Below are 9,186 nucleotides of genomic sequence, written 5' to 3'. Positions count from 1 at the left end.
CTCCCCGGAGGGGAGAAGGGGCGAACGCAAAGGGCCATTCCTATGGCCCCTTTCCATCGGGACCGGCTTCCGCGAAAATACCTGGCCGTATTGCGCGGTTTCCGCCTTGTCTAGACATGGCCGCGGCGCACTGCACGCCGGCAGTGCGTATCACCGCCGTTCGTTCTCCCTGGCCCGTGCCGTCGCCATCGCACGGGTCTGATTTCCCCCCGTTCGCTCGAGGTATCGAATGAATTTCCACGAGTACCAGGCCAAAGAATTGTTCGCGCATTACGGCATTGCCGTGCCGCCGGGCAAAGTAGCCAACTCACCCGACGCCGCCGTCGACGCCGCCAAGCACCTGGGCGGCTCGCAATGGATGGTCAAGGCCCAGATCCATGCAGGCGGCCGCGGCAAGGCCGGCGGCGTCAAGTTCTGCAAGAGCCTGGACGACGTCCATGCTGCCGCCAAAGGCATGCTGGGCAAGAGCATGGAAACCTACCAGTCCGCCGGCCGCGCGCTGCCGGTGAACCTGGTGCTGGTGACCGATGCCACCAACATCGCCAAGGAGCTGTACCTGTCGATCCTGGTCGACCGCGACAGCAAGGCCGTCACCTTCATCGCCTCCAAGCACGGCGGCGTGGACATCGAGCAGGTCGCCAAAGAGACGCCGGAAGACATCCACACCATCGTGGTGGATTTCATCGAAGGTCTGCAGCCCTACCAGTGCCGTCAGCTCGGCTTCGCGATGGATCTCAATCCGAAGCAGGTCTCGCAGCTGACCAAGATCATGCTGGGCCTGTACAAGCTGTTCAACGAGAAGGATCTGTCGCTGGTCGAGCTCAATCCGCTCGCCATTCTCGAAGACGGCAACCTCGCCGCCCTCGACGGCAAGGTCAACTCCGACGACAACGCCGAGTTCCGCCACGCGGACCTCGCCAAGATGCGCGACCTCACGCAGGAAGACGCCGCCGAAGCAGCTGCCGTGCAGCACAACCTCAACTACGTGACGATGGACGGCTCCATCGGCTGCATGGTCAACGGTGCCGGCCTGGCGATGGCCACCATGGACGTGATCAAGCTGGCAGGCGGCGAGCCGGCCAACTTCCTCGACGTCGGCGGCGGTGCCACCAAGGAGCGCGTCACCGAAGCGTTCAAGCTGATCCTTTCCTCCGACAAGGTGAAGGCCATCCTGGTCAACATCTTCGGCGGCATCGTGCGCTGCGACCTGATCGCCGAGGGCATCATCGCCGCGGTGAAGGAAGTGGGCCTGAAGATTCCGGTAGTGGTGCGCCTGCAGGGCACCAACGTCGAGAAGGGTCGCGAACTGTTGGCCAACTCCGGTCTGGCGATCACGCCAGCCGACGATCTCAACGACGCGGCGAAGAAAGCCGTCGCTGCCGCGAAGTGAGGAGCAATAAATCATGAGCGTTTTGGTCAACAAGAACACCAAGGTGATCGTGCAGGGCTTTACCGGCCAGCAGGGCACCTTCCACGCCGAACAGGCGATCGACTACGGCACCAAGGTGGTCGGCGGCGTGACCCCGGGCAAGGGCGGCACCGAGCACATCGGCCTGCCGGTTTTCAACAGCGTGCAGGAAGCGGTCGACGACACCGGTGCCGATGCATCGGTCATCTTCGTGCCGCCGCCGTTCGCGGCTGATTCGATCCTCGAAGCGATCGACGCCGGCATCCGCGTGATCGTGGCGATCACCGAAGGCATCCCGGTGCTGGACATGCTGCGCGTGAAGAACGTGCTGCAACAGCATCCGGAAACCGTGCTGATCGGACCGAACTGCCCCGGCGTGATCACCCCGGGCGAATGCAAGATCGGCATCATGCCAGGCCACATCCACAAGCCGGGCAAGGTCGGCATCGTCTCGCGCTCCGGCACGCTGACGTATGAAGCCGTGTTCCAGACCACCAACGAAGGCCTGGGCCAGTCCACCTGCATCGGCATCGGCGGCGATCCGATCAACGGCCTGAGCTTCATCGACTGCCTGAAGCTGTTCCAGGACGATCCGCAGACCGAAGGCATCATCATGGTCGGCGAAATCGGCGGTAGTGCCGAGGAAGAAGCGGCCGAATTCATCGGCGAGTACGTGAAGAAGCCGGTGGTTTCGTTCATCGCCGGTGCGTCGGCTCCGGCCGGCAAGCGCATGGGCCATGCCGGCGCCATCATCTCCGGCGGCAAGGGCACGGCGGCTGCGAAGTTCGCGGCGCTGGAAAAGGCCGGCGTCACCACGGTGAAGTCGCCTGCCGATCTCGGCAAGACGCTTGCGAAGTTGCTGAAGTAATTCGATCGCTTGAACGATCGCAAAAGGGCCGCGGCAACGCGGCCCTTTTTTTATGGAGCCGCATCGCCGTTCGTTGCGGCAGCGATCGAAAAAAAAGAGCCGGGCAATGCCCGGCTCTAAAGTTGAAGCACTTACCTTGATCAGAAGTTCCAGCGCAATCCCAGATTGGCCGTCCAACCACTGGTGCCGTAGTTGTTGAGCGCACCCTGGTAATCGACCTCACCGTAAATCGCCAGATTCTTGGTGAACTGGCTGGTCGCACCACCGCCCAGGCGATAGCTGGCACCCGCACGGCCACCGGCAAACGTCGCCTGCACATCCGTCCAATCGGTGCTGCTGATGTTCACCTGCTGACGACCACCCACGGTGTTGATGTAATCGGCACGCAGGTACGGCGAGAACGTGGCGTTGTCGCTCTTGGTGAGGCGGGCACCCAGGCGATAGGTCGCCTGGCCGACGTCACCCAGCTTCACCGCCAAGTTGTCCTTATCGACCACGTCGTTGAACACCAGCGACTGGTACATCAGCTGCGCCTGCGGCTCGATCGTCCAGCCCTTGCCCAATTGGAACGGATAGCCGGTTTCCACCGAGGCCGTCCAACCGTGGGCACGGATCGTGGCGACATCCGAACCGCGCAGGTCGGTGCTCACCTTGCCGTTGTAGCTTTCGCCGCCGACGATCGCATCGACGTAGAAGCCGTTGTCCTGCTGCCAGGTCAACCATGCCGAGGCACCATGCGCTTTGTACTTGGTGGAGCTGCCACCGATGCTGGTGCGCTGAGGCGTCACGGTGGTGGTGCCGGCATCGGCCGCCCAACCCGCACGCAGGCTGCTCTTGTCGCCCGTCCAGCCCAGGATGCTGCCACCCAACTGCAGCGTGCTGATCTGCTGGTTGAAGTCGTAGCCGTACTGACTGAAGTTGCGGTCGGAGCTGTACTTGTATTGCGTGCCGATGTAGCGCGCAAAGACTTCACCACCCAGCTGGTCGTTGTCCTTGGCCTGGACGTTGCGGATTTCACCCAACCGCTGATGCAGCGTGTCGATGGTCTGACCGCCGTAACCCAGCAGCGCCGTGGCCGAGGAGACGTACGAGCCGACCTGCGGCGGTACCGCTTTACGGATGTCGCTGTTGTCATCGGGCTGTGGTGCCGGGTCGACAGGCGTCGGCGCCGGTGCCGGCGTTGGTGCTGGCGTCGGTGTCGGAGCCGGCGTTGGTGTCGGTGCTGGCGTCGGTGTGGGTGCCGGCGTCGGTGTCGGCGTCGGAGCTGGCGTCGGCGTAGGTGCTGGCGTTGGCGTTGGCGTTGGCGCTGGCGTCGGTGTTGGAGTAGGCGTGGGTGTCGGCGTCGGCGTCGGCGTCGGCGTCTCATACGTGTTCGCCAAACGGTAGTCCCAATCCAGCTGTGCGCCGCCCGGCAACAAGTTCTGCGACGGATCGGCGGTGCCATGGGTGGAGCCCGGACCGAAGGCGTACAAGTTGTACATCCACGGACCCACGGCGACATAGCCATTCTTGAGGACGAACGAATTTTCATTCGCGCTCGCTACCGTGTTGACGCCCACCGACTCGATGCTCGAGATGATGCCGCCACCTCCCGGCGTTCCGGTCGCATGTCCCACCTGCACCAACGAAATACCTTCGTTGGAATCGACGATGCTGTTGCCGTTGAGATCGGTCGAGGCACCCGAACCCTGCGGGCGCACCTCCAGCGTGGTGGTACCGGTGACGTTGCCGACAATCAACAAACGGTCGGTCTGCTGATTGCTCAGCGCGCCGCCCTCGTTGAGCACGGTGTTGAGGCTCACCACACCCTTGTTGCTGGTGTAGTCGCCGTTGATGGTGAGCGAACCGAACGCGGTGGAACCGGGCACGCCGCTACCGGGCGCGATGGTGCCGGTGTTGGTGACGTTGCCATTGACCGTGCCGTAACCGGACAGCGTACCGGGCGATTGCACGTCGACGTCGCTGTAGGACAGTGACGCACCGGCATGCGCACTGTCGCCGATCATGAGGGTGCCGCCGTAAAGGGTCGTAGTACCGATATAGGTGTTGTTGCTATTGAACACCGTCGTACCGTTGTATACGTTGACGTTGGCACTGCCCGCGCCACCGCCGCCGCTGATGGTCGGCGCAAAGACGTAGTTGCCGCTGTCGTCCGTGTGATTGAAGTTGATCGCCCCCGTGCCGAGACCGAACACTACGTTTGAGGTATTAAGCGTGCCGGGCGCCGTCGCGGCGTTACCCGGTGCTGCGCCGATATTTAATGTGCCCGTCGAGCCCGATTCGTAGGCCACTACGACACCGCCATTGGCGGTGGCGGTGCCGCCATTGGAGATCGTCAGCGTGCCCTGGCCGTTGTTACCAACGGTCAAGTTGGAATTCGACCAGCTCGAACCGGGGCCGCTAACGGTAGCCTCACCGACGCCACCGACTTGATCGCCTATGGAGCCGACAGCATTCGTCACACTGCCGCCATGGGTGACATTCAATGCACCCTGGCCAATGTAGCCAACCACCGTCGTGCCCGAGTTGTTCCAGGCCGAGCCAGAGCCATCTACATTCACCGTACCCGCAGCACCTGTGCTGCCAACCAGGCCAGCGGCAATGTAGCCGTTAGTGCCGGTGACAGTACCTTGGTTGGTGATGTTCAATGTTCCCTGACCGCTGGCACCTACATACAGATCGTTGCCATTCACCCAGGACGAACCGGCACCATCGATGGTCACCGTGCCAACCGAATTGGCGAAATTGCCGATAGCACTTGCGTTCGTCGTATTGACGGTGCCGCCATCGGTAACGGTCATCGTACCCGTACCGTAGTTACCGACAGTGAGGTATCGGGTACGGGAACTCGATGTAACGGTAAATGTTGAACCCGCGCCACTGACGTTGACGGCGCCATTGCCGCTGGCATTCGTGCCTACATAGGCGGCATCGGCGGTAACGGAGCCACCATCGGTAATATTCAGCGTGCCGTCTGCGTTGGCGCCGACATAAAGCGTGCTAGGAATGATCCACGGCGATGATTGGGTATTCGGAACATCAACGACTTGACCATTGTCGATGGTCGCCGTTTGCGCATACACCGGCGCTACCGCGAGCGCGGACAGAGTGGCAAGCGCCAGCGCAGTGCGCCGAGGCGAGGTAGATTTACCGCGAGCGCGGGCCAGTTCGGAAGCGGCCACCCAAGACTGAGTCGCTGCATTCCACACAATTCGATAAACCTTGTTCATACGCTTGCTCCCGGTGAAAACATCTCGTCAGAAATTTTGAAAATGAGTCGATCTCGGCCTTTCAAAGAAAGGCCCGCAAAAGGCGTATCGCCAGGTTGCATGCGACGTACTTGTCGGGAGTCATCCGCATCGCGGTGTCGACTCCGAAGGCCAGTGGTGACCAGATGGCCAGTGCCGAATAGACGTGTTGCGCATCCCTGCGTCTCTTCGGCGCGGCAGCGTCCTGCTACCGAGATAAATGGTAGGTAGAGGAGGTCCTGCGAGATATCGGACTGGACCTAAATTGACGGCTGATCTAGGTGTCTAGGTGCGCTGTTCAGCCACGCATCCGTTTAGAACGGATGCCGTTTGTACAGGGGCGAGCGGGCGCCATCGATCACTGGCGTATCAGCGGTTGTCATGCGCCAACGCCCCGTTGCATTCACGCTGACATCGAAAGTGAATCGACAAATGTCAGGTTTCGTGCCAGCGTAAAGGTCCGCGCATGATGGCATTGGGGGGTGCTTGGCATGGCTACTTCATCACGTCCGCCGTTTCTGTATCCGCCGGGTTCGCCGTTGATGCACCCGCCGCTGGCGTTGGACAAAGCGCGCCTCTATGGCTTCTGGGTGCCCGGTGATCTCGCTGCCCTGCAAACCAGCGTGGACCACACGCTCAACGCATGCAGTCGCGGGGAGATGCATTTCACCGTACTGACCCACTACGTATTGCTCAGCTTCGCTGAGATCAGCCACGCACACAGCGCCTATCCGGCGGATGTGGTGAAGGGCTGGGGCAAAGAAATCGACATCGTTACCTGGGTGATGGTGGGCGCGACCAAACCTGGCGACGTGATGCCTACGTTCTATGCGTATCCGCTGCACATCTGGGTCGACGACTGCATGGCGCTGGTCAACGGGCGCGAGTTGTACGGTTATCCCAAGTACGAATGTTTTTATGCCATGCCAGGGCCGGATGAACCGCCCACCACCTTCCGCCTCGCTGCGAAAGGCTTCCAGCCGTTTTCGCTGAAAACCGAACTGGCTGTACATCCCTTGATCGATTTGGATGCGACCGACGGCGTCAAGGATGAGCCGTCGAAAGACGTGCTCGCATGGCGTGAAGGATTGATTGCGTGCATGCACGAGACACCGGGTTTCTGGGACACGCATCCGGCATGGCGAAAGACTTTCGATCAGTGGTTCGAATTTTTTCCGGGCGTCGATCAGGTCTTCCTCAAACAATTTCCAGACGGCACCGGTCATCGCGCGGTGTATCAGGCCATCGTCGCCGCGCCCGCGAAGGTGAAGGAGATCCGCAAGATTGCCCTGCTGGACGGTCGCTACGATCTTCGACTACACGCCTTCGATAGTTTTCCGTTGAACCGCACGCTCGGCTGGAAGATAGGTAAGCAGCAGGCGCATTGCGGTTTCCGCGTCGATTTCGATTTCGAAGTTCGCGACGGTATTGAGCTGGTCGACAACTCTTTCAGCAAGGAGCAGGGTTGATGGAAGCGCAACCACAACGCATCGCCATTCTCGGTGGCGGTGTTGGTGCCATGACGGCAGCATTCTGGCTTACCAGCGGTGATCATTGGCAGGATCGTTATCAGATCGATGTGTATCAGATGGGTTGGCGGCTCGGCGGTAAAGGCGCCAGTGGTCGCAACGCGGATATCGCGCAGCGCATCGAGGAACACGGCCTGCATATCTGGTTCGGGTTTTACGACAACGCTTTCAATCTGATGCAGCAGGCATACGCCGAACTGGGTCGGCCCCCAGGCAGTCCGCTGGCGGCATGGACGGATGCCTTCAAGCCTCAGCACTACGTGTGTCTGGCCGAGTTGATCGAGAGCACTTGGCGCGTCTGGCCCATCGACACGCCCGAACTTCCCGGCACGCCCGGCGCACCGCGTGCGCCGGAAACGGTGGGCTCGGCGATGGCCGAATTATTGGATTGGCAGCGGTCCTGGTTCGAGTCCTGGGCACTGACTTATTTCAAACATCAAGGCTCGGCGTTTCGCATGGGCCAACATCGCGAAAGTCGGCTGCACGACATTCTGGCTGCGGCGCACGCCGGCTTGACTGCGTTCGAGGATGTGGGCGATCCGCTGGTGGTGGCGCGCAAGGCGAGGGATCTGGCGCGGTCCTCCGCGCAATCGGCTTCGGCAGGCGGTGCCGCAACATCCGATTGGCCGTCTGTGCTGAAGCTGTTGCAAGACTTGCAGCATGCCCTGCACGACGTCGCTGCACCGTTCGGCGATCCCGATACATGGTCGGATGATTGGCGTCGTCTTTACCTTGCGTTGGACATGTCGCTGGCCATTGGCATCGGCATGTTGACCGACGATGTGATCGGCGACGGTTTCGAGGTTATCAATAACATCGATTTTCGCGCCTGGTTGGCACGCAACGGCGCGCAGCCGGTGAGTGTCGATAGCGCGCCCGTACGCGGCTTTTACGATCTAGTCTTTGCGTATCGCAACGGCGATCCGCTGCACCCCGAGATCGAAGCCGGGACCATGCTGCGCGGCATGCTCAAGGTCGGCCTGGGCTATCGCGGTGCACTGATGTACAAGATGCAAGCCGGTATGGGTGATGTCGTTTTTGCGCCGCTGTATGAAGTGCTCCAACGTCGAGGTGTGCGCTTTCATTACTTCCATAAACTCTGTGAGTTGCGGCCTGACGCCACGAACACGCGCGTCGATGAGATCGAACTCGAACAGCAAGTGGCGCTGATCGGCGATGCCTACGATCCGCTGGTGGATGTAAACGGGTTGCCCTGCTGGCCGTCGCAACCGCTTTACGGTCAGATCGATCCGCAACAGGCCGCGTTGCTGGCAACGCACGGGATCAATCTGGAAAGCCACTGGTCGAGCTGGCCGGAGGTGTATCGGCAGGCCACCGGTGCTTCATTGCCGCGGAAAACGTTGCGCCTGGGTGTCGATTTCGACCAGGTCGTATTCGGTTTGTCCGTGGCAAGTCTCGCGCAGGTGGCGCAACCCCTGCTCGCGGTCAGCGCGCCGCTGCAGCAATGCAGTCAAAACGTAGCCGCCGTGGCGACGCAGGCTTATCAGGTTTGGTTGAACCAGGATCTGCAAGGTATCGGCTGGAATTACCCGGGCGCACACGACGAAGAACCCGTGCTGTCGGGTTTCACCGAACCGTTCGATACGTGGGCATCGATGAATCAATTGCTGTGCCGGGAAACATGGCCATCGGGCGAGGAGCCGAAAAACATCGCGTACTTCTGTAACGCTCTGGCGCTCGATGCGTATCCATCTTCCGACGATCACGGTTTTCCCGCGCATTGCGCGGAGCTGGTCAAGACGACGGCGATCCATCAGTTGCAGACACAGATCAATGCGCTGTGGACGCATGTTGGCTCTGGCGAATTTCCATGGACATGGCTGATCGATCCGGCCGGCGGCTCGGGCGTGTCGCGTTTCGATAGCCAGTACTGGCGCGCGAATATCGATCCCTCCGAACGTTACGTGTTGTCGCTGGTCGATACGAGCAAATACCGGCTACGCGCCGATCAGTCCGGTTTTTCCAATGTGTTTCTGGCGGGCGACTGGCTGAAGACGGGCCTGGATGCCGGATGCGTGGAGGCGGCCGTTATGGGGGGCATGCAGGCTAGCCGTGCCATCTGCGGTTTGCCGGCGGCCATCCAAGGGGAGCGGGGGTGGTAGCTCTTCTCCC

5 protein-coding genes are annotated in these 9,186 nt (G+C 61.1%); 4 read left to right on the top strand and 1 reads right to left on the bottom strand.

The features are described from left to right. The first annotated feature begins 229 nt into the window (after positions 1-229). Both sucC and sucD read left to right on the top strand, forming a co-directional pair. Positions 230-1,390, top strand: a complete 1,161-nt coding sequence (gene sucC, locus QQL64_RS11395; RefSeq protein WP_345782639.1) for an ADP-forming succinate--CoA ligase subunit beta — start codon at positions 230-232, stop codon at positions 1,388-1,390. Between the two features lie 13 nt (positions 1,391-1,403). Further along, entirely contained in the window at positions 1,404-2,276 is an 873-nt protein-coding gene (gene sucD, locus QQL64_RS11390; protein ID WP_284399409.1) for a succinate--CoA ligase subunit alpha, read from the top strand. Between the two features lie 140 nt (positions 2,277-2,416). Here sucD and QQL64_RS11385 read toward each other — a convergent pair whose 3' ends face one another. Further along, positions 2,417-5,506, bottom strand: a complete 3,090-nt coding sequence (locus QQL64_RS11385) for an autotransporter outer membrane beta-barrel domain-containing protein (protein WP_284399407.1) — start codon at positions 5,504-5,506, stop codon at positions 2,417-2,419. Positions 5,507-6,015: 509 nt separating this feature from the next. On the opposite strand from QQL64_RS11385, the gene QQL64_RS11380 reads away from it, so the two are divergent. Continuing rightward, positions 6,016-6,993, top strand: a complete 978-nt coding sequence (locus QQL64_RS11380) for an acetoacetate decarboxylase family protein (RefSeq protein WP_284399405.1) — start codon at positions 6,016-6,018, stop codon at positions 6,991-6,993. Beyond that, on the top strand, positions 6,993-9,176 hold the full coding sequence (locus QQL64_RS11375; protein ID WP_284399404.1) for an NAD(P)-binding protein: 2,184 nt from the start codon (positions 6,993-6,995) through the stop codon (positions 9,174-9,176). Before QQL64_RS11380 ends, QQL64_RS11375 begins: the two co-directional genes overlap by 1 nt. Positions 9,177-9,186: the final 10 nt, after the last annotated feature.

Origin of the sequence: Dyella lipolytica (assembly GCF_030160075.1) — a bacterium.
Lineage (GTDB): Bacteria > Pseudomonadota > Gammaproteobacteria > Xanthomonadales > Rhodanobacteraceae > Dyella_B > Dyella_B lipolytica.
The sequence above is the reverse complement of the archived record's forward strand: the minus strand, read 5'-3'. Positions and strand labels throughout refer to the sequence as shown.

What these genes read in the sequence shown, in the direction of transcription:
- sucC (WP_345782639.1), top strand. Translation starts at nt 230, where the DNA reads ATGAATTTCCACGAGTACCAGGCCAAAGAATTGTTCGCGCATTACGGC.
- sucD (WP_284399409.1), top strand. Translation starts at nt 1,404, where the DNA reads ATGAGCGTTTTGGTCAACAAGAACACCAAGGTGATCGTGCAGGGCTTT.
- QQL64_RS11385 (WP_284399407.1), bottom strand. Translation starts at nt 5,506, where the DNA reads ATGAACAAGGTTTATCGAATTGTGTGGAATGCAGCGACTCAGTCTTGG.
- QQL64_RS11380 (WP_284399405.1), top strand. Translation starts at nt 6,016, where the DNA reads ATGGCTACTTCATCACGTCCGCCGTTTCTGTATCCGCCGGGTTCGCCG.
- QQL64_RS11375 (WP_284399404.1), top strand. Translation starts at nt 6,993, where the DNA reads ATGGAAGCGCAACCACAACGCATCGCCATTCTCGGTGGCGGTGTTGGT.